This is a genomic window from Odoribacter sp. Z80 (assembly GCF_009935865.1).
In the GTDB taxonomy this organism is placed as follows: Bacteria; Bacteroidota; Bacteroidia; order Bacteroidales; family Marinifilaceae; genus Odoribacter.
Genome location: NZ_QWEL01000007.1, coordinates 83,082 through 107,883, shown reverse-complemented (window position 1 = coordinate 107,883; position 24,802 = coordinate 83,082). Strand labels below are relative to the sequence as shown.

19 protein-coding genes are annotated in these 24,802 nt (G+C 47.1%); 4 read left to right on the top strand and 15 right to left on the bottom strand.

Translation table 11 applies throughout. The features are described 5' to 3' along the window. Positions 1-37 precede the first annotated feature (37 nt). Positions 38-5,467, bottom strand: a complete 5,430-nt coding sequence (locus tag D1136_RS07825; protein WP_161877080.1) for an alpha-2-macroglobulin — start codon at positions 5,465-5,467, stop codon at positions 38-40. 118 nt (positions 5,468-5,585) lie between these two features. Here D1136_RS07825 and D1136_RS07820 point away from each other — a divergent pair, with 118 nt between their 5' ends. After that, positions 5,586-6,899: a UDP-glucose/GDP-mannose dehydrogenase family protein gene (locus D1136_RS07820; RefSeq protein WP_161877079.1), complete on the top strand. Its 1,314-nt coding sequence runs from the start codon at positions 5,586-5,588 to the stop codon at positions 6,897-6,899. 24 nt (positions 6,900-6,923) lie between these two features. After that, on the top strand, positions 6,924-7,805 hold the full coding sequence (locus tag D1136_RS07815; RefSeq protein ID WP_161877078.1) for a diacylglycerol kinase family protein: 882 nt from the start codon (positions 6,924-6,926) through the stop codon (positions 7,803-7,805). A 108-nt stretch (positions 7,806-7,913) separates the two neighbouring features. Here the strand turns inward: D1136_RS07815 and D1136_RS07810 are convergent, their stop codons facing one another. The 10 genes from D1136_RS07810 to era all read right to left on the bottom strand — a co-directional run bounded on the left by D1136_RS07810 (position 7,914) and on the right by era (position 17,468). Further along, positions 7,914-9,317 carry a CCA tRNA nucleotidyltransferase gene (locus D1136_RS07810; RefSeq protein ID WP_161877092.1) on the bottom strand — a complete coding sequence of 468 codons (1,404 nt, stop codon included), beginning with the start codon at positions 9,315-9,317 and terminating at the stop codon, positions 7,914-7,916. Between the two features lie 130 nt (positions 9,318-9,447). Beyond that, positions 9,448-10,020 carry an electron transport complex subunit RsxA gene (gene rsxA, locus D1136_RS07805; protein WP_161877077.1) on the bottom strand — a complete coding sequence of 191 codons (573 nt, stop codon included), beginning with the start codon at positions 10,018-10,020 and terminating at the stop codon, positions 9,448-9,450. A gap of 29 nt (positions 10,021-10,049) precedes the next feature. After that, positions 10,050-10,631 (bottom strand): RnfABCDGE type electron transport complex subunit E, encoded by a 582-nt coding sequence (locus tag D1136_RS07800; protein WP_161877076.1) that lies wholly within the window; start codon positions 10,629-10,631, stop codon positions 10,050-10,052. 10 nt (positions 10,632-10,641) lie between these two features. Continuing rightward, positions 10,642-11,259 (bottom strand): RnfABCDGE type electron transport complex subunit G, encoded by a 618-nt coding sequence (locus tag D1136_RS07795; RefSeq protein WP_161877075.1) that lies wholly within the window; start codon positions 11,257-11,259, stop codon positions 10,642-10,644. A 24-nt stretch (positions 11,260-11,283) separates the two neighbouring features. Continuing rightward, positions 11,284-12,267, bottom strand: a complete 984-nt coding sequence (locus D1136_RS07790) for an RnfABCDGE type electron transport complex subunit D (protein WP_161877074.1) — start codon at positions 12,265-12,267, stop codon at positions 11,284-11,286. Positions 12,268-12,287: 20 nt separating this feature from the next. After that, a complete protein-coding gene (rsxC, locus tag D1136_RS07785; RefSeq protein ID WP_161877073.1) occupies positions 12,288-13,619 on the bottom strand; it encodes an electron transport complex subunit RsxC in 1,332 nt (443 codons plus the stop codon). Positions 13,620-13,650: 31 nt separating this feature from the next. Next, positions 13,651-14,787 (bottom strand): Fe-S cluster domain-containing protein, encoded by a 1,137-nt coding sequence (locus D1136_RS07780; RefSeq protein ID WP_161877072.1) that lies wholly within the window; start codon positions 14,785-14,787, stop codon positions 13,651-13,653. A 10-nt stretch (positions 14,788-14,797) separates the two neighbouring features. After that, complete coding sequence (locus tag D1136_RS07775) at positions 14,798-15,220, bottom strand: SoxR reducing system RseC family protein (protein ID WP_237567020.1); 423 nt, start codon at positions 15,218-15,220, stop codon at positions 14,798-14,800. Positions 15,221-15,276: 56 nt separating this feature from the next. Beyond that, positions 15,277-16,584 (bottom strand): ribosome biogenesis GTPase Der, encoded by a 1,308-nt coding sequence (gene der / locus D1136_RS07770; RefSeq protein WP_161877070.1) that lies wholly within the window; start codon positions 16,582-16,584, stop codon positions 15,277-15,279. A gap of 2 nt (positions 16,585-16,586) precedes the next feature. Beyond that, positions 16,587-17,468, bottom strand: a complete 882-nt coding sequence (gene era / locus D1136_RS07765) for a GTPase Era (RefSeq protein WP_161877069.1) — start codon at positions 17,466-17,468, stop codon at positions 16,587-16,589. Between the two features lie 205 nt (positions 17,469-17,673). Here era and D1136_RS07760 point away from each other — a divergent pair, with 205 nt between their 5' ends. Beyond that, positions 17,674-18,261, top strand: coding sequence for a porin family protein (locus tag D1136_RS07760; protein ID WP_161877068.1), 588 nt, complete (start codon positions 17,674-17,676; stop codon positions 18,259-18,261). Positions 18,262-18,302: 41 nt separating this feature from the next. Here the strand turns inward: D1136_RS07760 and mscL are convergent, their stop codons facing one another. Together mscL and D1136_RS07750 are read right to left on the bottom strand one after the other, a co-directional pair. Continuing rightward, positions 18,303-18,731 carry a large-conductance mechanosensitive channel protein MscL gene (gene mscL, locus D1136_RS07755; protein WP_161877067.1) on the bottom strand — a complete coding sequence of 143 codons (429 nt, stop codon included), beginning with the start codon at positions 18,729-18,731 and terminating at the stop codon, positions 18,303-18,305. A gap of 11 nt (positions 18,732-18,742) precedes the next feature. Beyond that, complete coding sequence (locus D1136_RS07750; RefSeq protein WP_161877066.1) at positions 18,743-19,780, bottom strand: efflux RND transporter periplasmic adaptor subunit; 1,038 nt, start codon at positions 19,778-19,780, stop codon at positions 18,743-18,745. A gap of 210 nt (positions 19,781-19,990) precedes the next feature. On the opposite strand from D1136_RS07750, the gene D1136_RS07745 reads away from it, so the two are divergent. Further along, positions 19,991-21,532, top strand: coding sequence for an arylsulfatase (locus D1136_RS07745; RefSeq protein ID WP_161877065.1), 1,542 nt, complete (start codon positions 19,991-19,993; stop codon positions 21,530-21,532). A 589-nt stretch (positions 21,533-22,121) separates the two neighbouring features. On the opposite strand, the gene D1136_RS07740 is transcribed toward D1136_RS07745, so the two are convergent. Both D1136_RS07740 and D1136_RS07735 read right to left on the bottom strand, forming a co-directional pair. Continuing rightward, positions 22,122-23,786 (bottom strand): nucleoside kinase, encoded by a 1,665-nt coding sequence (locus D1136_RS07740; RefSeq protein ID WP_161877064.1) that lies wholly within the window; start codon positions 23,784-23,786, stop codon positions 22,122-22,124. Positions 23,787-23,865: 79 nt separating this feature from the next. Next, positions 23,866-24,792, bottom strand: a complete 927-nt coding sequence (locus tag D1136_RS07735; protein ID WP_161877063.1) for a lytic transglycosylase domain-containing protein — start codon at positions 24,790-24,792, stop codon at positions 23,866-23,868. Positions 24,793-24,802 lie beyond the last annotated feature (10 nt).

Sequence of the window (24,802 nt, the reverse complement as noted above, 5' to 3'; positions counted from 1 at the left end):
TATACAGCCTCATTTTTTGTGGTAGTTGTTTGCCGGTTTATTCGATGTTTATCCTTCCTCCCGGCCATATTGCCTGTATGGTATTGTCGTACATGGCGGAACACTGAACGGCTGGCAGCATGTAATCACCCCGGAAAGCGGCATTGCAGCGAAATTTGAAAATTTTGGTTTCGTTTTGCCGGAGACTGAAATAGATATGGAAGCAGTCGTCCCGGATATCTATGTGTTCTGCACCTGGCCAGGTGGCGTTGGCTGTCAGCCGTTCGTTGATAATTTCAAATCCCGAAGGAACCAGATAACTCAGTGCCAGTTCCTCATAAGTACCGGTCAGTCCGGTATTTCTGACGGAGATTTCAGTAAGGACATCTTCACCTTGTTTTAAGTGGCGGATATCTAAAGGAGTTCCTTGGTCGTTGTAGTAGCGGACTTCCATTTGAAGTCCGGACATGATTTTTTCTTTTACTGCTTCAAATGGAGCGTAGCGGTTGATTTGCCGGACAAAGAGGGTTCCTTCTCCGTTGTTCCGGACCGAAGCTACAGCTTTCCCTTGCCGGAGGGGTAAAGGAAGCTGCCAGACGGTTTTTTCAGTGGTTATTTCCTGTTTCCCTTCGGGAGTAGTGACGAGTACATGGATGCCTTGTTGGGAACCTAAGTATTTCCGGACAAAGAGGGCTGCAGCATGTAAGGCAAATGCGGTTTCCTGGGTGCTGAACCATTCTCTGGAGCCCATCGAACGTGAAATCTTCTCCAGCATCCGGTAGGCCGGTTGCTGGAGGTCCAGGGTAACCATAGATTGCAGGATGAGGGCATTATCCCGGGTAGAAGAACCGAATGTGCCTCCGGTTTCGCGATAGACGGCAACATCCGACGAAAGGTCACGGACCATCTTCCGGGCCATGTCTTTTTCGTTACAGAGGGCATAGCAAGAGGCCAGCAGCCATTGACTTACCGGGCGTTGCAGCTGGGATTCTTTCAGGCGGTTCATGGCAGCGAGGTCTGGCCGCCCGCTGAGTGCCAGGACATACAGGCGGTAAGCCTGTTCCAATTGTGACCAGGGTTCTGTGTTGTTCCAACTGTTGGTTACTTTTCTCAGGTAATTGGTGGCATGGGTTAGCATGCCGGCCGGTATCGAATATCCCTGTTGTTGTGCACTGACCAGGAACTGGGTGGCGTAAGAAGTAACCCATTCCGAGATATATGGTGAGCCCGGCCAGTAGGCAAATCCGCCTTCCGGGGTTTGGTAACTGCCTAAGCGAAGAATCACTTCGCGTACATGGGACTCTGCCTCTGCCTGTTGTGCGGCATTCAGCGACAGAAGCCAGGGCAGAGATAATTGCGGAAAGGCCTTCGATGTGATTTGTTCCGAACAGCCGTGGGGATAATCCAAAAGGTAGCCGAGGCGCTGTTCTAAGTTTAGCGGGGGAATAGAAGAGATTTCCAGGACAGAGACAGGGCGGTCACCGGAGACCGGAGTGCTGAAAGATACCGTTTCTCCTGCCTTTGCTTCTTGTTCTTCTATTTGGGTCAGCCGGGGATTGGGAACCCGTATGGTAATGTCCTCCGTGACTTTGGCTGTTTCGTTTCCGGAAATGGCTTCCGTCCGGAGGGTTGATTCTCCGGTTTCCTGATTTATCCGGGCTTTAAACCAGACCACCTGTTCCCCGGGTTTATTGAAACGGATTTGTTGGGAGGTGTTTCCCAGCAGGGTGATTTTAGAGTCTGGCTGCATGTTTACGGTTACCTCCCGGATATGGTCTTTCATGGCAAATACGGTTACCGGAATGTCGGTCACGTCGCCGGGAGTAAAGAGCCGGGGCAAAGCGACGGAAACCATCAGGGGATTGCTTACCGTGCTGCTGGCTTCCGTGGAGCCGTAGCAACCGTTTGTCGCAGCAATGACCATGGTGCGGACTTCACCGATGTATTCGGGCATCCGAAAAGTATGTTTCTGCTTTTCATTGGCTTTTAAGCTGTAAGGACCGCTGAAGAGTACAACCGGTTTGAACCGGTTTGTTTTTTCATCCTGGAGGTTCTTTAAAGATTCATCTCCTCCTACGGCAAAGGCTTTATCTAATCTGGCTCCGTAGGCCCCGTAAATGTAATCGTAAAAATCCCATGTTTTAACTCCGAGGGCTTCCCGGGCATAGAATGCGGCGAAAGGTTCGGGAGTGCGGAAAGTAGTCAGCGACAGTAAACCTTCGTCGATGACAGCAATCGTGTAATTCATGGCTTTGCCGTTTTCTTCCCCGACTTCGATGGTAAAATCCTTAGCGGGATGCAGTTCCGGACTGACTTTCACCTGCGGATGGAGGTGCAGGCCGGGATCTTCGATGTTGACGTTGACGACACCGTACATCCGAATAGGGCGGTCATTATCCTGACTGTTGTAGGGTTGTAATAATGTAACGGCTACATAAGTGTTTGGACACATCTCCTTGTTTGCCCGGAAAGTCAGGGTTGTCGTTCCCTGCTGGGTTTCTACGCGCCGGATGTCATGAATGGTTTTTCCGTTTTCCAGGCTGACGATAGCTGTTGCTCCTGCGGAAGAAGGGAAAGTTACCCGGATGTCTTCCCCTGCCTGATAGCTTTTTTTGTCTGTGCTGAGCCGTAGCATGGTGGCCATTTCCTGGTTATTGTTGTCTTCCCAACTGCCAAAGTATGCGATGATGCCGGCGGTGTGCCCGGAAGAAATTCTGGCCCGGATGAAATAACGTCCGTATTGAGGTATTTCCAATGGGACGGAAAAGGTGCCGTCTGTGGCTTTTACGGTTTTAGTCAGGATGCTTTTACTGTATTCCCGGTTTACGTAGGAACTAAGATTTTCGTCTTCTGCGTCCCACCACCAGTGCCAGTCTAATTTATAGACATCCAGGTGGATGACGGAATTGCCACCGCTTTGTTTGCCGGTGGGGGTGACGGTGACTCCGCTTAGTAGTACCGGTTTTTGAGTCGTATACCAATTGTCGTCGTTTTGAGGTAACCGGATTCCGACATATTCGGTGTAGGGGGAATAGCGGATGGTTTGGGTGCTGATGCTGAAATCACCGCCGTTTTCGAATACCCGGGTGGTGAAAGAAGCATTCAGAGTGCCGGGGGCATTGTTGGGCTTGATTTTATCCAGATTGAGGGAAAAACTGCCTTCTCCGTTGGTATTGCCTTCAAACAGAGAAACCGTGGTGGCTTCGAAGTTTTTGGAGCGGTCGTAGAAAGTGTAGTCCGGAAATGAGGCGAAACCGCTTTTGTTGGCCGACAACCGTACCTGGACGTCGGCTTTTAAATGGGATGTGGGAGCTCCGTTGAGCCAGCGGGTGTGTACCTCTACGGGAGCGTTTGAAACACCGGTGCCGATTATCTGCTCATTGGGAAACTCCAGGTTGATAGCCAGGCGGTTGGGCTTTATGGCCTCAATTCGTAAGGTTTTGCTAAAGGTGAGACCGCCTATTTTGAAGAGGGCATGCCAGTAGCCTGTTTGGGCATCTTCGGCTGTTTTGAATGTAAAACAATGAATGTTGTTGTTGCCTGTTTCTCCTGTCCGGGTCTGTACGATATGTCCGTTGGGGTCCATGAGCTGGGCTACGATGGGGTGGCCGTCTGGCAGTACTTTTAGTTTGTCTTCCAGGATGAGGGACAGGTAAAGTTCGTCTCCGGGCCTCCAAACTCCCCGTTCACCGTAGATGAAGCCTTTTACTCCCATCTGCACATGTTGGCCACTGACATCGAAATTGCTGAGGGATAGCGCATCCCCATCCCTGAGTTTTAGCCAGGCTTTGTCTTGTCCGGCCTGGGCTGTCAGGACAAAAGCTTTTTCTGTGGGGTTCAGTTGTGCAAAACCGTTTTTGTCGGTGTAGGCTGAATCCAGTTTTTGGTTTTGCAGATTGTATAAAACCACCTTGCAATTGGCAACCGGTTGGGTGGTGGCCAGTTGATTCACGCTGACTATATAATGGTTTCCAGCGCCTGATTTAGCCATCAGTCCGAGAGAAGTGTTGATGATGTTGCGGGCTTCAAAGCGGTCGCCGTTGTAATAGGAAATGTGGCAGGGGTCGTTTCGTTTTTTCCATTCATAACCGGAAGGATATTCTCCTTCGTAGTAATAAGTGTCCGGATTGTCCCAGTTAACGGTGCTGTAATCCGAGTCAGGCCCCTCATCGGCACAACTCAGGGTCGTATAGGATTTTTTGAATTTCAGCCTGACCCGGTATACCGTGCCTTTTTCCAGTTTTACCATTTTTCCGAGTTCCAGCGTAAAATCATGCCAGTGGTTCAGGTCAAGGTCGGGGTATTCTTTTTGCAGGTCGATTTTTTTCATGAAAACGGGCCGTGCCGTATGGGTAAGCTGGTAGTGGCCGTCATACAGGTTGGATTGCAGGAAGAAATTCATGTTCTGGTTAAATACTTTTATAATTTCAACATCTACTGCTTTTAGCGCAATGGCGGAGAAAGGCAGAATGACCCGGTTTTCGTCGGGTACGATGACGCCTTTTCCGATGAACCGGACCTGAGGCTGGGCGGGGTTGTGACGGACAGTGGTGGTATATGTGATTTGCAGCCGTTTGCCACTCTGGCTTTTTATGCCTTCATGGAGGGTGACGGTCAGGTGGTCGGCTTCGTTCGTTGCGGTGGGATAGAGGTAGATGATATTATCGGAAATTTTGTAATTGACGGCGGTTTTTCCGTCTACACTGACCAATCCTTGCAGGTTCTGGTCCGGATCGAGTTTTTCCGACAGATAGGCGCTGATGACGGGTGGGGTATTGTCGTTTGCTTTGACATCCAGGACCGTGAGGTCGTTGATACCGGGTACTTCAATATCGGTTTTTTCCCCGTTTCTGATTTCTTCAGGAAATTGCAGTTTCAGGATTTTAGTATCAGTACCTTTGAGTAAAGGCCTGATTTTGAAATGGTGCCGGTTGCCATCGTGTGTCCATTCCGGGGTAATGTCCTGTCCGTCATAGGAAGCTTTCATTTTTTGTTCGACTTCCTGCGGGTTGATGTCATCAGAACTTTGAAGTATGCCTTCGTATTGCAGGGCGTTTTCTTCATTAGGGTCTGTCAGAAAATTTCCCGGTTCGTAGATAAGGGACAAAGGGATGATTTTCACCTCAAAACCGAATTCTCGGAAAGGCTTCGGCACTTTACAGAGTTTTCCCAATTGAAAGGTCATGCGATAGGTTGTGCCATTGCGGAATCTTTCCTGGGGGATGAATTCCACACACCGGTTTTCCTTCAGTATGAGTTCTCCTTTTACGGCGGGATCGATATTTAGTATATGGGCAGGAAGTACGCTGCCGGTCTGGAAATTTTCAGGTTCCTGTGCCAGGTAAATCCGGACAGGAGTGCCCGAATGGATGACGCCACTGGTATATCCGGTGATGTATTTGTCAAATCCGGTGGTGTTTTTATCTTTACATCCCTGAAACAGGACGCAGAAGAGAATGCAGACAGAGAAGATAAACTTGCATTTCATGGTTTTCAGTTTAGAATGATTCTGAAACAAAAGTAAGGAATATTTATAGAGTTTGGGTCGGTATTCTCCGATTTATGGTGTAAATTTGTGAACTTGTAAAAACATTTCAGGACCTTTTATGAAAATAGCTATTGTCGGAACGGGATATGTCGGATTGGTGTCCGGAACGTGCCTGGCTGAAACCGGAATTACGGTTACTTGTGTGGATGTGGACGCATTGAAAATCGAAATGCTGAACCGGGGAGAATGTCCGATTTACGAACCGGGTTTGACGGAATTGATTGTCCGGAACCGGAAAGATGAACGGTTGTTTTTTACTACTTCCCTGAAAGAGGCGTTGGTGCGTGCTGATGTGGTTTTTATTGCCGTGGGTACTCCTCCCGATGAGGATGGCAGTGCTGATTTGAGGTATGTGTTGGGGGTGGCGAGAGAGATCGGAGGACTGATGGAAAATTACATGGTGGTGGTAACGAAGTCGACAGTGCCTGTGGGAACCAACCGGAAAGTGGAAGAGACCATCCGCCGGGCTTTGGATGAGCGGGGTGTGAAAGTGGAATTTGACGTGGCTTCCAATCCGGAATTCCTGAAGGAAGGGGATGCCGTAAATGATTTCATGAAGCCTGACCGGGTGGTGATAGGCGTTGAGTCGGACCGTGCTGCCAAGGTCATGGAGCGTCTTTATCATGCTTTCATATTAAACAATATACCCATTTATTTTATGGATATTCCTTCGGCTGAAATGACGAAATATGCAGCTAATTCGATGTTGGCCGCCCGGATTTCGTTTATGAATGATATCGCGAATCTGTGCGAACTGGTGGGGGCTGATGTGGAATGTGTCAAAAGGGGAATAGGCAGTGATACGAGAATTGGCAGGAAGTTCCTGAATGCCGGTTGCGGATATGGGGGGTCGTGTTTTCCCAAGGATGTAAAAGCGTTGGTGAAGACCGGTGAGGACCGGGGCTATCCCATGGAAGTGCTGAAGGCGGTGGAACGGGTTAACGAGAGGCAAAAGACCGTGCTTTTTGAAAAAATTAGCAGGCATTACCGCTACGATTTAAAAGGCCGGCATTTCGGACTGTGGGGGCTGGCATTCAAGCCGGCTACCGATGATATGCGGGAGGCTCCTTCTTTGGTGCTCATCCACCATTTGTTGGAGGCTGGGGCTACAGTGACGGTTTTCGATCCGGTGGCAATGGAGGAATGCCGCCGTAGGATTGGAGACCGCATCCGGTATGCAGCCAATATGTACGATGCATTGCGGGGAGCCGATGCCATGGTAGTGGTAACGGAATGGCAGGAATTTAAGGTTCCCAAGTTTACCTACATAGAAAAGGCTCTGAAGGAAAAAGTGATTTTTGACGGCCGGAATATATACAATCCGGAGCAGATGAAGGAGTTTGGATATACTTATTACGGGATAGGGCGTTAGATAGCAGCCTTTAACTTTATTTTTATGCGTATATTATTCATTGTCAATCCGATATCCGGATTGGGGTTAGGGAAAGAGTTGCCGGAGAAAATCAGGAGAATACCGGAGTACGGGCAGGTGGATTACGATATTGTTTTTACCGAATATGCGGGACATGGCCGCATTCTGGTGGAAGAGGCCCGTTCCACCCGGAAATATACCCATATTGTTGCGGTTGGGGGGGACGGTACTGTCAATGAAGTCGGAGGGGCGTTGTGTGGCAGTGACATTGCTTTTGCCGTTGTTTCTTTAGGGAGCGGAAACGGGTTTGCCCGCCATCTGGGGTATTCCGTTTTTATGACCAAGGCTTTGAAACAGGTCCTGACCGACCGCTATGCGTGGATAGATGTGCTGGAGATGAACGGAAAATATTCTTTGAACGTGAGCGGAGTGGGTTTTGATGCGGAAGTGGCCCATGAATTTAATAATTTGAAAATCAGGGGTGTCGTGTCTTATATTTATGCCGCCATAAAATTGTGGTTCCGCTATCCTGAGAAAAAATATAAGATGGTCAGTGACGGTAAAGTAATGAAAGTGAGCTGCTTTATTTTGAGCTTTGCCAACAGTTCCCAATACGGCAACAATGCCTGTATTGCTCCCCATGCTTCCGTGCGGGATGGGTTGATGGATATCTGCATCCTGAAACGTCCGGCATTTTTTGAGATTCTGTGGTTCCTGATTTTCTTTATGAATTCCCGGATTTATAAATTGTCTTATTATAAGGAAATTCAATGCAGGGAAGCAGTGGTAGAAGGTGACATTCACCGCGTACATGTGGACGGTGATGCCTATTTTATGGATTTTCCCATCCGTTTGAAAATGCATCCATCCGTGTTGAAAGTGGTGGTCCCGAAGAAAATGGAATAAGTTTGACCGGAGGATGCTCACAGGTCTGTGTATATTCAATTTTCTGCTGATAAAACGTTTTCTTCCAAGGCTTTTATTTTATTATAGACACCTCATTGCCGAAAGAATTTACGGGGTGTGAATGCCCATTTCTTTTGCTACTTTGAACATATATGCGCGGGCTTCTTCGGGATTGTTGCCGATAATGCCGTCGAGGATGGCTTCTTTAATGGCATTTTTGATGTCGCCGATGGCTTTGCAGGGAGGAAGATGGAAGGTAGCGATAATTTCTTCGCCGCTGACGGGCGGTTGGAAGTTCCGGATGGAATCTTTTTCTTCCACTTCTTTCAGTTTCCGGCGTACGATCTTGAAGTTGGCAAGAAAGCGTTTTACTTTTTCTTCATTTTTAGAAGTGATGTCGGCCTCCGCAAGAGTCATCAGGTCATCGATGTCGTTGCCGGCATCAAAGAGCAGGCGGCGGACTGCCGAGTCGGTGACCGCTTCTTCTGCCAGGACGATGGGCCGCATGTGGAGATTAACCAGTTTCTGCACGTATTTCATTTTTTCGTTTTGCGGCAGTTTCAGCCGGTTGAAGATTTTGGCAACCATCCGTTCGCCCACGTGGTTGTGGCCGTAGAAGGTCCAGCCTTGTCCCTTGACGTATTTTTTCGTTACAGGCTTTCCAATATCGTGAAGTAGGGCTGCCCAACGCAACCATAGGTCCCGGGAATGCAGGGAAAGGGTGTCCAGTACAGAGAGGGTGTGGTGAAAATTGTCTTTGTGGCTGACTCCATTGACGGTTTCCACTCCTTTCAGGGCAACCAGCTCGGGAAAAAACAATTCCAGCAGTCCCGTTTCTTCCAACAAGCGTATGCCTCGGGACGGTTCGGGAGAAAGCATGATTTTATTGAATTCATCCATGATGCGTTCCTGAGATACAATAGGGAGGCGACGGGCTTGTTCGCTGATTCCCCGGAGGGTGTTTCTTTCGATGGTGAAGTTGAGCTGTGAGGCAAACCGGATGGCACGCATCATCCGGAGCGGGTCGTCAGAGAAAGTGATGCCCGGTTCTAAGGGAGTTTTGATGATGCGTTGTTCCAGATGTTGCAAGCCGCCGAACGGATCGATAAGGGTGCCGTAGTCGTGTTTGTTCAGGGAAATGGCTAAGGCGTTGATGGTGAAATCGCGGCGTTTTTGGTCGTCGTCGATGGTGCCTTCCTCTACAATCGGTTTGCGGGAGTTAGCCCGGTAGGATTCTTTCCGGGCCCCTACGAATTCGATTTCCATGCTTTTATAACGGAACATGGCCGTTCCGAAATTCTTAAAGACGGAGACGGGGAGGTTACCCAGCCGCCGGGCTGCAGCTTCTGCCAGTCCGATGCCGCTTCCGTGAACGACAATATCTATGTCCTGGGAAGGCCGGCCCAGCAGCAAATCGCGGACATATCCGCCGATGACGTAGGCTTCTGTGTTCTGTTCTGCCACGATGGTGGCCAGTGTCTTAAAAATCGGATGCTTTAAGGGTAGTTCCATCCCGTTCACTCTTTTTCGGATTAGGTAGCAAAATTAAAATATATTGTTGAAAATAAAAGACACTTGCCCGAAATAGACGGAGGGATGTCGGAATCCGGCACCCCTCCGTTTGTTTTTATGCATGTTCTGTTTATACGATTCCGGAGAATCCCATAAAAGCCATGGCCAGCAGGCCGGCTGTAATCAAAGCAATGGGAGAACCCTGCATGCCTTTGGGTACAGCAACCAATTCCAGGTGTTCGCGGATGCCGGCAAAGATGGTCAGTGCTAACCCGAAGCCGATGGCAGTGGAAGCGGCAAAGACTACGGATTGCAACAGGTTGAAGTCTTTTTGAATAACCATGATGGCAACACCGAGTACGGCGCAGTTGGTTGTAATCAGGGGCAGGAATACTCCTAAGGCCTGGTACAGGGCGGGGCTTACCTTTTTGAGGATGATTTCCACCATTTGCACGAGGGCGGCAATGATAAGGATGAAAGTAATGGTCTGCATGAAACCGATGCCGAACGGATCCAGTACCGTTTTCTGTACGATAAAAGTGACGATGGTGGCCAGAATCATAACAAAGGTGACAGCGCCCGTCATTCCCAGGGCGGTGGAAACTTTCTTGGAGACTCCGAGAAAAGGACAGATTCCCAGAAATTGGGCCAGTACAATGTTGTTTACAAAGACGGCCGCTATGAATATCAGTATATACTCCATGTTGATGTGAGTTTTTTAGTTAGTTTGCTTTACTTACGGATGCGGTTTACAATGGCAATCAGATAGCCTAATGCAATGAAAGCTCCGGGAGCCAACACGAAGATGAGCATCCCCCAGTTTTCGTTGAAAACAGGGAAATTGAATGCTTTTCCGCTACCCAACAGTTCCCGGATGGTTCCCAGAAGGGTCAGGCTCAGGGTGAATCCCAGGCCCATGCCCAGTCCGTCCAGCATAGAGGGAAGAGCTTTATTTTTGGATGCAAAGGCTTCAGCCCGTCCCAGTACAATACAGTTTACAACAATCAAGGGAATGAATAATCCTAAGGATTCGTGCAGGGAGGGCAGGTAAGCAGCCATGCACATATCCACTACCGTGACGAAAGCTGCAATGATGACAATGAATGACGGGATGCGGATTTTGTCCGGAATGATATTGGCTACTAAGGAAATGACAAGGTTGGACATGATTAGTACAAAAGCTGTAGCCAATCCCATCCCCATGCCGTTGATGGCTGAGGTGGTTACCCCCAGGGTGGGACACATGCCCAGCAACAGAGCGAAAGTCGGGTTTTCGCGGAATATGCCGTTGGTTAATACTTTAAAATTGTTCATGATATTGAAGTTATTGGTTTTGGTGTGTAGCTCCTGAAGTTGCATCAGCAGTCCCGGCTAATCCGGCAGCTGCGCGGTTGACAGCATCTAAGAAAGCTCTGGAAGAAATGGTGGCAGCGGTGATTGCGTCAACATCTCCTCCGTCTTTGGTAACCTTCAGACCGTGGGTTCCTGGTTTTTTACCGATGACATTTCCTTTTCCGTTCCGGGTGAACCAGAAATCCATCTTTGAACCCAATCCAGGAGTTTCCTTGTGTTCCAGGACGGAGTAGTTGGAGATAGTGCCGTCAGGGTTAAAACCGACCATGAGCCATACTGTTCCTCCAAATCCGTTGTTGGTATAAGTTTTTACGGCAGTGCCCACGGCTTCGCCATTCTTTTTGGCCGGATAGAATTCCAGTTCCCCGCCGTCTGGTGTTTTCATTTTCCAGATATCGGCGCCGGGATCATTGTCAAATTCGCCGGGGATAACTTGGCGGATGGCGTTAGTCTGTTTGGCTTGTTTAGCTGCTTCAATGGGGCCTGCGGTCAGGGTATAGACATAACCTACGGCAGCAGAAGCAATCAAGGTGACAGCGAACAGCACTATCACCATATTCATGAAGTTTGACTCTAATTTCTTTCCCATTTTAATGTATTTTAGATTCGGGATTCAGGCAAATCTTGCCGGTTTGCAATATCTGTTGATTAGGGGAGTAAAGGCGTTCATAATCAGGATGGCAAAAGACATTCCTTCGGGATAGGCGCCGAAAATACGGATGACCACTGTCAGAATACCGATGCCTGCACCGAAAATAATCATTCCTTTCGGGGTCATCGGAGAGGTGACGTAATCGGTAGCCATAAAGATGGCTCCTAACATCATACCTCCGGAGAGAAGATGGAACAGGGGATTAGCAAAATGGTCCGGATTGCAGAGGTGGAGTATGCCGCTGAACAGGATGATGGTGGCGAAGATTGTCACCGGTATGTGCCACGTGATGATTTTACGGAACAGCATAAATAGGAAGCCTGCCAGCAGGGCTAATGCAGCCACTTCTCCCAGGCTGCCGCCCATATTCCCTAAAAGCATGTTTTTGTAGTCCGGTAGTGTTCCTGCTGCCATCCATTCGGTCAGGGATTGTCCGCTTTTAACGGCTTCTTTCAGCATTCCGAGGGGTGTGGCCCCGGTCAGGGCATCGGTGTATGAACCGGCAAAGCCTTGTGGCAGGGGCCAGGTGGTCATTTGCACCGGAAAGGAGATTAACAGGAATACCCGTCCGACGAGGGCGGGATTAAAGATGTTGCAGCCTAATCCGCCGAAGCTCATTTTGCCGATACCGATAGCTACTAAGGCTCCGATGATGATAATCCACACCGGGAGATTGGAGGGTACGTTGAAGGCCAGCAATACGCCGGTGAGGATCGCTGAACCGTCAAAAACGGAGGGTTGCTGTTTTAATAAAAGTTTCTGGATGATGTATTCAAAGAATACGCAGGCTGCCACTGAGGTCAGGGTGACAATAACCGCGCCCATGCCAAAGAACAAAACAGAGCATATAAAGGCCGGTATCAGGGCAATAAGTACTCCGTACATGTTTTTTTCAATGGTGTCACCACTGTGTACGTGCGGAGAGGGGGATATTAATAAATTCATGATTTCAATGTATTAAACAATTATTTCTTTCTATTTCTGAGCATGGCACCTGTACGGCTTTTTCCTATGCGGATGTAGTCCAGCAGGGGGCGTGCGGAGGGACAGGTGAAGCTGCAGGATCCGCATTCGATGCAATCCATGATTTTTTCTTCTTCCATCCGTTCCAATAGGTTGAACATAGAAAGTTTGGCTAATAAATAGGGTTCCAGGCCCATGGGACATGCCGATACACATTTTCCGCAGCGTATGCAATTGCGTACAGGTTCCCGCAGGGCTTCTTTCCTGCTGAGGAGCAGGATGCCGCTGGTACCTTTCATTATAGGGGAATCCACGTTTACCATCGTGCGTCCCATCATCGGTCCGCCTCCGATGATTTTACCCGTGTCTTCGGGAATTCCTCCGGCAGCCTCAATCAGTTTCGATACGGGAGTTCCGATACGGCACAGGTAGTTGCCGGGATGTTTAACCGACTTTCCGGTAACGGTGACTATTCTTTCCATCAGCGGTTTGTGTTTCATGACTGCTTCGTAGACTGCCAGTGCGGTGCCGATGTTCTGGACAACAGCTCCCACAGCAATCGGTAGTGCACCCGAAGGGACGGCCCGGCCGGTTGTTGCCTGAATCAGTTGTTTTTCACCTCCCTGAGGATATTTTACTTTCAAGGGACAGATTTCAATTCCCAGTACTTTGGAGGCAGTCTGTTGCAGATGAGCAATAGCATCCTGTTTGTTGTTTTCAATACCGATGATGGCTTGTTTTACATCAATGGCCTTCATCAGGATTTGTACGCCGATGATGATCTCTTCGGCTTTTTCCAGCATCACCCGGTGGTCGGCTGTCAGGTAAGGCTCGCATTCTACTCCGTTGATAATCAAGAATTCTGCTTTGTTTCCGGGAGGAGGTGTCAATTTAACCTGGGTAGGGAAGGTGGCGCCGCCCATTCCCACAATGCCGGCAGCTGCAATTGCTTTTACGATTTCTTCCTTAGAGAGGGTGATGTTGTGTTCCACTTTTCCGGAGCGGTCGATTTCCGGCATCCATTCGTCTCCTTCGGTCCGGATGGTGATGGCCGGTTTGGGTAGACCTGCGGCATCGGTGATGTTGTCTATGGCAACCACTGTTCCGGAGACGGAGCTGTGAATGTTTGCCGATACAAATCCATTTGCCTGGGCAATCAGCTGGCCGGCTTTTACGGTATCACCCTTTTGAACTACAGGGGTTGCAGGAGCTCCAATGTGCTGGCTGAGCGGGATAGTGACCTGTTCGGGAACCGGTAAGGTCTGGATTTTTTCGCTTGCCGATAATTTATTCTCTGGTGGATGAACCCCACCTATTCTGAATGTCTTTAACACAGCGTATAAATTTTAGATTTATGAACTGGAATTATTTCTGTTTTTCTGATTCTTCATTCCTGGCCTCTTGCATTTTCCGGGTTGCCGGAATTTCGTTTTGGGCCATGGGCTTTTCTACTGCTTCCCGTGTTTGCAGGGTGGGATTCTCCCGGATAGTGCCAATGGCTTCCGGAATAGCATCGCTTTGCGTGATTTCCGGTTGGGTGGCTGAAGCGGGGGATGTCTCCGGTTTTTCCCGGGTGGCCGTAAAAGCGGTTTGGTCGCTCAGTGTTCCGGTGTTTTCAGCCGGAGCAGTGGGTTGAGGCGATTGGGCTGCCGGGTTGGCTTTTACCGCATCGGTTTCGGTTTTTCGGGGAGGAAAATTGACTTCATGAATGGCTCCGGTCGGACATACTGCAACGCATTTCCGGCATAAGCGACATTTTGTGAAGTCTATGTAAGCCAGGTTGTTTTCGACGGTAATGGCTCCGAACGGACATTCTTTTGCGCATTTACCGCAACCGATACAAGCTACTTTGCAGGCTTTGCGTGCTATTCCCCCTTTGTCTTTGTTGACACAGGAAACAAACACCCGCCGGTTTTTAGGTCCCTTGTAGCGCAATTCGATGATGTTGCGGGGACAGGCTTTTACACAGGCACCACAAGCAACACATTTGTCGTCTTCCACTACAGGCAATTGGGTGTCCGGAGACATGTGAATGGCATCAAAGGGGCAAGCGGCCACACAGTCTCCACATCCTAAACAGCCGTAGGAACAACCTGTTTCACCGATATATAGGGAATGTTCTACGGCACAGGAACGGGCTCCGTCGTAGCAGTTTGTACGGGGCCGGTTGGTACAGCTGCCGTTGCACTTCACGACTGCAATTTTGGGAGCTTCTGTTTTTACTTCCCGTCCCAGTGCTCCGGCTACTTTGGACATCGTTTCCGCACCGCCGACCGGACAAAAAATTCCTTCCAGACTGTCTGCTTTTACGGCAGCCTCGGCCAGTCCCCGGCAGCCGGGATAGCCGCAGCCGCCACAGTTTGCGCCCGGAAGCAATCCCTCTACAATGTCTATACGGGGGTCTTCTTCCACTTTGAATTTTTGTGCTACAAAATATAATATCACTGCCGATATGATACCGATAGCACATAGCGAAATGATTGTAATAACAATTGTACTCATTATTTGAAGTTTAATTATAGTCTGTTTTTGTCACGCTGAATTTTATGCGTTTGCCGATTTTTTTCCGGAAGAAATATAGGAGCAGGAAGTAAAGGGCTGTTACCCCTAAACCGGTTATAGCGGCATAGAGTTCACTGTGTCTTGTTTTTTGGAGGATAAAAATGGCTGCCAGAATCAGGACAGAGGGCACGACGTATGCCAGAATGACTGCAGATGCCGCATTTCCGGTAGAAGCATATACCATGACTTTGTCTCCTGTCTGGAAATTTCCGTCCGGTTTGCTTATCGTGATTATTTTTTGTTTCACTTCAGCCATTCCGCAAACTCCTTTGGCATGACATCCGGAGCAGGCAGAGTGACTGTTGATCACAACTTCCAGTGTTTCGGAAGATATGCTTCGGATGATACCTTCATGCTCTATTTTGTTTTGCATTGCCATAGCTTTGGAAAAACACCCCCAAAGGTAATATTAAAAGATGAAAAGAAAAATTATTTCTTTCGCATGAAGATTTGCATCGGAACTCCGGTGAAATTCCAGTTTTCCCGGATTTTATTTTCGAGAAACCGTTTGTAGGGGTCTTTTACATATTGCGGCAGGTTGCAGTAAAATGCAAAGGAGGGAGCATGTGTCGGCAGTTGGGTGACGTATTTGATCCTGACGAACTTCCCTTTCAGACTGGGTGGGGGATAGTTTTCTATTGCTTCCAGCATAATGCGGTTGAGTTCTGAGGTTTTCAGTTTTTGCTGGCGGTTTTTGAATACGCGGAGGGCTGCTTCGAGCGTTTTGAGCAGTCGTTGTTTCGTCAGGGCCGAGGCAAAAATGATATCTACGTCTTTGAAAGGGGCTATCTTGTTCCGGAGTTCTTTTTCATACTCTATCATTGTTTTGCCGTCTTTTTCAATCAGGTCCCATTTGTTGACAACAAGGACTACTCCTTTCCGGTTTCTTTCAATCAGGTGGAAAATGTTCAGGTCCTGAGCTTCCATTCCCCGGGTAGCGTCAATCAATAGCATACAGACATCTGAATCTTCGATGGCCCGGATAGAGCGCATCACCGAATAGAACTCGACGTCTTCACTGACTTTAGCTTTTTTGCGGACTCCCGCCGTATCTACCAGGATGAAGTCGTAACCGAATTGTGTGTAGCGGGTGTTCAGGGTGTCACGGGTAGTACCGGCAATATCGGTTACAATGTTCCGTTCTTGTCCGACGAGGGCATTAATCGTGGAAGATTTTCCCACGTTGGGGCGTCCGACGATAGTGATTCGCGGGAGGTGGTCGGTGTCCTCCACCGTTTCTTCCCGGAAGTGGGAGATTACCTGGTCGAGGAGGTCGCCTGTTCCGGAACCGCTGACCGATGAGATGCAAAATAAATCGCTTTTAATACCGAGACGATAGAATTCCTGTGCTTCGTACATGCGGTCGAGGTTGTCTACCTTGTTGGCCACTAAGTAAATGGGCTTTTCTATGTTGCGCAACAGGCGGGCAAAGTTCTGGTCGAGGTCGGTCACTCCGATTTCGGCATCAACCATAAACAGAATAACGTCGGCTTCATCAAGTGCCAACAGCACTTGTTTATTGATTTCTTCTTCAAAAATATCATCGCTGTTGCAGACATATCCTCCGGTGTCTATCACGGAAAATTCTTTTCCGTTCCAATGGGATTTGCCGTAATTCCGGTCGCGTGTTACTCCGCTTTCTTCGTTGACGATTGCTTTCCTTGTTCCGATGAGGCGGTTGAAAAGTGTTGATTTTCCGACGTTAGGTCTTCCGACTATTGCTACTATATTGCTCATAATTATTTGTTTGCGTATCCGAAATTTTTCAATTCATTGTCTTTGTTCCGCCAGTCTTTCAGTACTTTGACGTATAAATTCAGGAATACCTTTTTCCCGAAAAATGCTTCTATGTCTTTCCGGGCTTCAGTGCCTACTTTTTTTAAAGCTTCTCCCTGGCTGCCGATGAGGATTCCTTTTTGGGAAGAACGTTCGACATAAATGGTGGCCATGATATTGATGCGCTTGTCGTCTTCCTTGAATTCTTCCACTTTTACTTCCACGGAATAGGGGATTTCTTTATCGTAATTTTGCAGGATCTTTTCCCGTATAATTTCATTGACAAAAAAGCGGGAGGGCAGGTCGGTCAGTTCATCTTTTGGAAAATAGGGTTCGCCTTCCGGGAGGAGTCCGATGATTCGTTTGTAGAGGTTGTCTACATTGAAATTTTCCGTAGCGGATAAGGGAAAGATTTCAGCTGTCGGCACTAAGGATTTCCATTTATCGAATAATTCCAGCAACTTTTCCTGGTTGGTCAGGTCTATTTTGTTGATAACCAATAATACCGGCGTTTGGGATTTGTTTACTTTTTCTATAAAATCCAGATTTTTTTCTATGCTTTCCACAACGTCCGTTACGTAAAGGATGATGTCGGCATCGGTGAGTGCCGATTTGGAAAATTCAAGCATGTATTCCTGCATTTTATAGCTGGGTTTGACTATTCCCGGCGTATCGGAAAAGACGATTTGATAGTCATCTGTATTGACAATGCCTTTTATGCGGTGGCGGGTGGTCTGGGATTTCGACGTGATAATCGAAATTTTTTCACCCACCAGACGATTCATGAGGGTTGATTTTCCAACATTGGGATTTCCTACAATATTAACGAATCCGGCTTTATGCATATTTTCTGGTTTGATTTTGAATTTGCAAAGATAGTGTTTTATACTGAATTTTTATACTTTTACGTGCCCGGAGAAATTAAAATCAAGGGGATGCCGGGATGTTCTCCGGGAAACTTTTGGAAGCGGGGGTGCGTTAAATGGAGTGGTAATGTGAAGGCATAGTTTTTGTTGAAAAATGAAGTATAATTAAAAAAAGACTAAAAAGATGAGAAAATTATTGGTATTGGCGGTTGCTATTTTGGTGGCCGGCAGTGTAAAGGCACAAATGGATATTACGGTCGGTCCGAAGGTTGGATTTAATGTGACCAATATTTCCAATTGGGATGCAAAGAATAAGTTTAGTGTGCATGTCGGCGGTTTTGCTGAATTGAGATTCAACGACTTTTTTGCCGTACAGCCGGAATTGGTATATTCCCGGCAGGGGGCACGCGATAAGGAAAACGGAGTGAAAACCCGGTTGAGGGTGAATTATCTGAATATTCCGATACTGGCTAAGTTATACGTATTGGATGAGTTGAGTGTGGACTTGGGACCGGAACTGGGATTTGTGCTTAATGCAAAATCCAAGATAAAGGACGGAGGCAAAACCACGACTTATCGGGTGAACAGTGATGCCAATACGGTGGCTGTGAATTTTGCGATGGGACTTTCTTACAATTGGAATGAACTTATGTTTTCCGCCCGTTATAATATCGGTTTAAGCAATGTTTTTGATAAGGATTTCGGGGGAGGAAATAATAAAAACCATGTATTCCAGTTGTCTGTGGGATACCGGTTCGGTAACTTGTTTTAAGTAACATCCCGGACAGTGTCCGGGATGTTTTTTGTGACCGTTTATTGTTGTTTCTGTTCTTTCAGTAAATCCCTGATTTCAGTCAGCAGTTGTTCCTCTTTTCCGGGTGCTGTCGGCGGAATAGGTTGTGCTTCTTCTTTACGCTTCATACTGTTTATCAGTTTTACAAAAAGAAAAATGGCAAAGGCTATAATCAGAAAATCCAATGCCGTGTTGATAAAATTGCCGTAATTGATGCTAACGGCTTCTGTCACGTTTCCGTTGACGGGGTCTGTTTGTGCCTGTTTGAGTATGATTTTAAGATTCTGAAACCGGACTCCTCCGATGAGCAGGCCGACGGGAGGCATAATGATGTCGCTGACCAGTGAAGAGACAATTTTTCCGAAGGCACCTCCAATGATAATGCCTATTGCCATGTCTACTACATTTCCCCGCATGGCGAAGGTTTTGAATTCTTTTAGAAAGCTCATGATTTTTGTATTTAGATGTTTATTGGTTTGACTTTTTGTCCTTCGTGCAGGGCAGAGATTCCTGCAATAACAATCCGGTCGTCTTTGCTCAGTCCTTTTGAAACAAAAGCCTGATTGCCGTAGAAGGATACATCTACTTGCTGTTTATGGGCGGAAAAGGTTGCCGGACGGATGATCCATACATAGTATTTGTCGTTTTCCTGAAAAAGAGCACTGCCCGGAATCAGAAATTTGTCGGAAACCATACTGTCGATTTCGAAAATTACTTTACAGGAAAATCCCGGAAAAACATAGGGCCGGTAGGGAAGGAACGACTGGTCGGTGATGTTCAGGGTTACCGGTATGCCTCCGCCATCGGAGGAGTAGATGTATTCTTTTATATCCGAGGCAAAGAGTTTCCCTTTTTGTGAGTCGAATTCAATGAATATTTTTTGAGGAAGGGTAAGCAGGGAGATATTGGTTTCTGGAAGGGTGAAACGGACTTCAATGCTGTCGGGATTCACCAGCCGGAGGATGGCTTGTCCTGCCGTGATTTCTTCGTAGTTTTCCACATACCGTTGTTCAACAAAACCATTGAAAGGGGCAGTGAGGACGGTATAACCGAGTGTCCTTTGGGCTATATTCAGGGCGGATTCGGCTTTGACGTAATCGGCTTCGGCAATTTCGAGGTTTTGCCGGGACACGGCGTTGGAAGCAAAAAGCCGTTTGTTCCGTTCGTAAATGGATTTTGCAAGCTGATAATTGGCTTCTGCGGTCCGGTATTGTTGGTTGTAATCAAAGGGTTTGATGCGGGCGATTACCTCGCCTTGCCTCACTTGCTGGCCGGTGCTGAAACGGAGTTCTTCCAGGGTTCCGGGCACTTTGAATGCCAGTGTGCTGAATTCTTTGGCCTCCACGACTCCGGTGTATTGGCGGGTGATTGTCCCGAGGTTTTTTACTTGTACGACCTTTACCGGACGGGGATGCTGGCCGGGATGAACGGTTTCTTTTTTTTGGCAGGCCATTCCAAGTAGGTGGGTCAACACAAGAAATAAATACATCCGTTTCATAATAAAGTGGAGTAAAGAATTTCCTGTTTTACGGAAATCGTTTTCCCGGGGTTGCATTTCACTGTATGTAAGACCGTGATGAACCTGTGCGGAGGATGTTTGCAGATGAAATGATGGATATAACCTAATTTTTTATAGTTTTGTCTGACCGGTTTTGGTTTGTGCTTGGACTGGGGATAAAATAGATATAGTCAATATAAACGAATCAGTATGATTAGTAAAAAACTTTTTCTTTTAGGTGGAGGGTTGGTTTTGCCTTTGTCGGGAATATATGCCCAGAAAGTGGACCGACCGAATATTATTTATATCATGTGCGATGATATGGGATATGGAGATTTAGGGTGTTATGGTCAGCCTTATATCAGTACACCCCATATCGACCGAATGGCGGAAGAGGGAATGCGTTTTACGCAGGCTTATGCCGGTAGTCCGGTTAGCGCACCTTCCCGGGCAGCCTTTATGACCGGACAGCATTCAGGGCATAGCGAGGTACGCGGCAATAAGGAATACTGGAATGGGGTGCCGATGGTGAGGTACGGGAATAATGAAGATTTTTCCGTTGTCGGACAGCATCCCTATGACCCGGATCATGTCATTATTCCTGAGATTATGAAAGATAACGGCTATACGACCGGGATGTTCGGAAAATGGGCGGGCGGTTATGAAGGTTCTGTTTCTACTCCTGATAAACGCGGTATAGATGAGTTTTACGGATATATTTGCCAGTTTCAGGCTCATCTTCATTATCCTAACTTCTTGAATCGCTACAGCAAGCAATTGGGAGATACGGGTGTTGTGCGGGTTGTGATGGAGGAAAATATCCGATACCCGATGTTTGGCAAAGAATATTTTAAGCGTTCACAATATTCGGCTGATATGATTCATCAGGAAGCAATGAAATGGCTGGATCGTCAGGATGGCAGACAACCGTTTTTCGGTATTTTTACTTACACTTTACCTCATGCTGAATTGGTCCAGCCTGAAGATTCCATTTTATTACGCTATCAGCAGAAGTTCTTTCATGACAAGACTTGGGGTGGTTCTGCCGGTTCCCGTTACAATCCTTCCGTGCATACCCATGCACAGTTTGCGGCTATGATTTCCCGATTGGATGCTTACGTGGGGGAGGTGATGGAGAAACTGAAGGAAAAGGGGTTGGAGAAGAATACCATTGTGATTTTTACCAGTGATAACGGTCCTCACGAAGAAGGAGGTGCTGACCCGGTCTTTTTCGGACGGGATGGCCAGCTTAGAGGATTAAAGCGTCAGTGTTATGAAGGAGGAATCCGTATTCCTTTTATTGTCCGTTGGCCCGGGAAAGTGCCTGCGGGCACAGTGAACGGGCATCAGTTGGCGTTTTATGATTTGATGCCGACGTTTTGTGAATTGATAGGAGTGAAAAATTATGTGAAGAAGTATGCCAATAAGAAAAAGAAGGTGGACTATTTTGACGGAATTTCCTTTGCTCCGACTTTGTTGGGGAAAGAGGGGCAGGAGGAACATGAATTTTTGTACTGGGAGTTTAATGAAACGGACCAGATTGCTGTCCGTATGGGAGACTGGAAGATGGTGGTGAAAAAAGGAACCCCTTTTCTGTATCATTTAGCTACGGATATTCATGAAGATCACGATGTTGCAGAACAACATCCGGATAAGATAGAAAAGATGAAAAAGATTATTCAGTCCCAACATGTTCCTAATCCTCATTTTTCTGTTACTTTACCTGTCTTTGACGAACAGGCAGGAAAATAAGAGAGGCAATAGCACGGAGTCTGTCATGCGAAGTTGCCGGAAAGGGGCCTCCCTTCGGGTATCGGGGCTGTCCTGGAAGCCCGGAAACAAGGGACCAGAATGTAAGAGCAATAGTAAGATGTCGGCAATCTTTATTTTGGTCCGGGGCAGACAAAGTCCCGATAGGCCCGAAGCGAGATAAGTTTCTGTACCTTCGGGAAGATAATGCAGGAAGAGAGGCTGGTGCAACTGCTGGAAAAGATACCGCCTGGAACAATCCTGTCAGGAAGAGAATATGAACAATCCGGGCTTCCAACGGGATGTTCCTTGAATATGATTTTGATGGGGTATGTAAATCTGAGCGGAATATTTGCTTTGTCATAATATATGCCTAAAAACATAAAAATTAATAGAATACAAATATAGATGTTTGGAAATATAAACAAAATATATAGATAAAAAACTTTAAATTAATCTATAATATTGTATAAAATGTTTCCTTAAAAATGGGCAAACCTCGGCAGAGAGTGTGTGTTTGGGAGAGAAAGTAAGTTCGGACGGCAATTCTTTGTCTGATTCATATTCATGCAAAGAATTGCCGTAGAGAAGATTAATATTTGAAACTGCTACCGCCTAAAAATTCGCGGATAATGGAAGTTGGAGGTATTTCCCGTGTGGGCACTGCCCGGATATAGGAAAAGAATTTTAAAAGCCGGAGTGCTTTGGAATGTTCAGGATATTGTTGGGTTACTTCTCTCAGCAGTGGTTCTGCCTGGATTTTCAGGGCTCCCAATTCATAAATCAGGGCAGAGTTGAAGATTGCATCTGCTTCTTCCTGATAAGGTACGATGTGTTTTTGTTCTCCGGTCAGGACACTTTCCCAGCGTTTGATGGTGTCGAGGGCTGAATAGTTGCGGTATCTATAATCTCTGACTAAGCGCCTGATGAGGCGGTTGTCTGCCGGGTTGATGAGATTGTGGTTATCTATGGAAATGGAAGTAAGGGCTGAAACAAAGATTTTAAATAAAGACTCCGGAGGAAGCAGTTGGGTTAATCTGGGATTCAGTCCGTGAATGCCTTCTACGATAATGACATTATTTTTAGTAAGCTTGCGTTTTTCTCCGTCGTAGTATCTTTGGCCTGTATCGAAGGAGAATTTAGGGATTTCGATTTCTTCACCCTGCATGAGGCGTTGGATGTTGTCTGTGAAGGTGTTGATATCAAGGGCATCTATGCATTCATAGTCATATTCTCCTTTTTCGTCCCGTGGGGTTTGTTCGCGGTTGACGAAATAGTTGTCAAGTGACAGGTTGACCGGTTTAATCCCATTTACCATCAGTTGGATGGCCAGGCGTTTCCCGAAGGTGGTTTTTCCGGAGGAGGAAGGGCCGGCAATGAGGATGACCTTTACTTTTCTCCGGAGGTTTTTGATTTTATCGGCGATTTGGGATATTTTCTTTTCGTGGAGGGCTTCGCTGATTTTAATCATGGGTCCGGAGTATTTTTTCTCAATAATGGTGTTGAGGTGTCCGATGTCCGTTATTTCCAGAATCTTTCCCCAGCGTTTATGTTCGCTGAAAACCTGATACAGATTATCCTGAGGCAGTACCGGCAGAAGTTCGGAAGGACAAGCCCGGTTGGGCAGTCGCAGGAGCATTCCTTTTTTGTAAGGTTCGAGGCCAAAAGTCTTGAGACAGCGGGTAGAAGGTGCCAGTGTGCCGTAAAAGTAGTCCGGCAGGCCGTCCAGATAGTAGAGAGAGGTGAACAGTTTTCCCCGGGTTTCCATCAATTCCGCTTTATCTTTAAGTCCCTTCCTGCGAAAAAGTTGTACGGCCTTATGGGTGGGGATTTCTTCCCGGATAATGGGAATGTTCCGGTTGATGATTTCCTGCATTTTCATCTTTATCCGTTCTATCACTTCCGGAGTCAGCAGCAAGTCTTTATTGCCTATCCGGCAGAAGATCCCGTTGGAAATAAAGTATTCTGCCCGAAGTATCTTTTTAGGAAATAGCTCTGATATGGCTTTGTAGAGTACAAAAATCAGGGTACGCGAATAAATGCTGTAACCATCGAGGGTTGTGACGTCTATAAAATTTACGACTAAGGGAGCCATGACTATGAACTGCAGGTCTTGCAGTTGGTTGTTTACCAGAGCTCCCAGGATGTTATCGTGGTTTTCCGGAAAGACGATTTTCCTGACTTCCTGCAAAGTGGTTCCCAGTTCAATGTTATAATCCTGTCCGGTGTTGTCGCATGTGATGGTTATGGTTTTCATATTTGTTTGTTTTGGAGTTAACGAATATACTCACAAATCGGTTATAAACAAATAGCAGGCCAAAAGAACCGGACCGGTTTTATTTTTTTACCGGAATTTTTATTTCGTAGGTTTTGTGGTGGGGATTGTGGAGGGTGTTTTTGCGCAACCAGGGATTAAAACGTTTCAGGGTTTTGTACGTAATGCCGTGTTCCCTGGCAAAATCGGCCCAGTCTTTGACCGTTTTTTTGACTTCAATGGCTTCTGTCTTTTCTATCGGGTAAGTTTCGTTTATTTCGAAATGATAAAGTTCCGGATGGGTCATAATCTGTTTCAGGGCCAGAATGCGGAATACATAACGTTCGGTTTCTTCTCCCAGCAGCAGGTTGTAATAATCGCTTTCTTTTTGTAATTGCATCTGTTTGGTAAGCATCGAGGTGCCGGCATTGTAGGAAGCGGCTGCGAGGGTCCATGAATTGAATTTGTTGTAGGCTTTTTGCAGGTAATCTGCTGCTGCTTTTGTTGCTTTTTCCAGATGATAGCGTTCGTCGACTTCGTTGTTGATTTCAAGTCCGAGGTCTTTGCCTGTGTCTTTCATGAATTGCCAGATACCGACGGCTCCTGCCGGCGAAACAATCAGGGGTTCCAGACGGCTTTCGATAACGGCAAGGTATTTGAAATCGTCAGGAATGTTGTATTTTTTTAAGAGGGGTTCCAGGACAGAGAATACGCGGGGAGCTTTTTTCAGGATTTGTAACGTGTGGGAATGTAGATAGGTGTTGACAATCAATTCTTTCTGGAGGGCTTCCTTTACGCTTGGTTGATGCAGGGGCACATTTTCTCCGGCAAAATCCATTTTTTGGGGAACGAATACGTCTGATGTCCGGGGTTCGATAGCTGTAAAGGATGTCCCGGTGCCGGAGATGAGAGTGTTTTTTTCTTTTGGGAAGGAATGGAAAAGGAAGAAGAAGAGATTTAAGACAGAAACGGTCAGGCAGATATAAATGAGAGAGTGTATATTTTTCATTATTAGCTTT

What these genes read in the sequence shown, in the direction of transcription:
- D1136_RS07820 (WP_161877079.1), top strand. Translation starts at nt 5,586, where the DNA reads ATGAAAATAGCTATTGTCGGAACGGGATATGTCGGATTGGTGTCCGGA.
- rsxA (WP_161877077.1), bottom strand. Translation starts at nt 10,020, where the DNA reads ATGGAGTATATACTGATATTCATAGCGGCCGTCTTTGTAAACAACATT.
- D1136_RS07745 (WP_161877065.1), top strand. Translation starts at nt 19,991, where the DNA reads ATGATTAGTAAAAAACTTTTTCTTTTAGGTGGAGGGTTGGTTTTGCCT.
- D1136_RS07740 (WP_161877064.1), bottom strand. Translation starts at nt 23,786, where the DNA reads ATGAAAACCATAACCATCACATGCGACAACACCGGACAGGATTATAAC.
- mscL (WP_161877067.1), bottom strand. Translation starts at nt 18,731, where the DNA reads ATGAGCTTTCTAAAAGAATTCAAAACCTTCGCCATGCGGGGAAATGTA.
- D1136_RS07810 (WP_161877092.1), bottom strand. Translation starts at nt 9,317, where the DNA reads ATGGAACTACCCTTAAAGCATCCGATTTTTAAGACACTGGCCACCATC.
- D1136_RS07760 (WP_161877068.1), top strand. Translation starts at nt 17,674, where the DNA reads ATGAGAAAATTATTGGTATTGGCGGTTGCTATTTTGGTGGCCGGCAGT.
- D1136_RS07825 (WP_161877080.1), bottom strand. Translation starts at nt 5,467, where the DNA reads ATGAAATGCAAGTTTATCTTCTCTGTCTGCATTCTCTTCTGCGTCCTG.
- D1136_RS07800 (WP_161877076.1), bottom strand. Translation starts at nt 10,631, where the DNA reads ATGAACAATTTTAAAGTATTAACCAACGGCATATTCCGCGAAAACCCG.
- D1136_RS07735 (WP_161877063.1), bottom strand. Translation starts at nt 24,792, where the DNA reads ATGAAAAATATACACTCTCTCATTTATATCTGCCTGACCGTTTCTGTC.
- D1136_RS07750 (WP_161877066.1), bottom strand. Translation starts at nt 19,780, where the DNA reads ATGAAACGGATGTATTTATTTCTTGTGTTGACCCACCTACTTGGAATG.
- D1136_RS07775 (WP_237567020.1), bottom strand. Translation starts at nt 15,220, where the DNA reads ATGCAAAACAAAATAGAGCATGAAGGTATCATCCGAAGCATATCTTCC.
- D1136_RS07815 (WP_161877078.1), top strand. Translation starts at nt 6,924, where the DNA reads ATGCGTATATTATTCATTGTCAATCCGATATCCGGATTGGGGTTAGGG.
- D1136_RS07790 (WP_161877074.1), bottom strand. Translation starts at nt 12,267, where the DNA reads ATGAATTTATTAATATCCCCCTCTCCGCACGTACACAGTGGTGACACC.
- der (WP_161877070.1), bottom strand. Translation starts at nt 16,584, where the DNA reads ATGAGCAATATAGTAGCAATAGTCGGAAGACCTAACGTCGGAAAATCA.
- era (WP_161877069.1), bottom strand. Translation starts at nt 17,468, where the DNA reads ATGCATAAAGCCGGATTCGTTAATATTGTAGGAAATCCCAATGTTGGA.
- D1136_RS07795 (WP_161877075.1), bottom strand. Translation starts at nt 11,259, where the DNA reads ATGGGAAAGAAATTAGAGTCAAACTTCATGAATATGGTGATAGTGCTG.
- D1136_RS07780 (WP_161877072.1), bottom strand. Translation starts at nt 14,787, where the DNA reads ATGAGTACAATTGTTATTACAATCATTTCGCTATGTGCTATCGGTATC.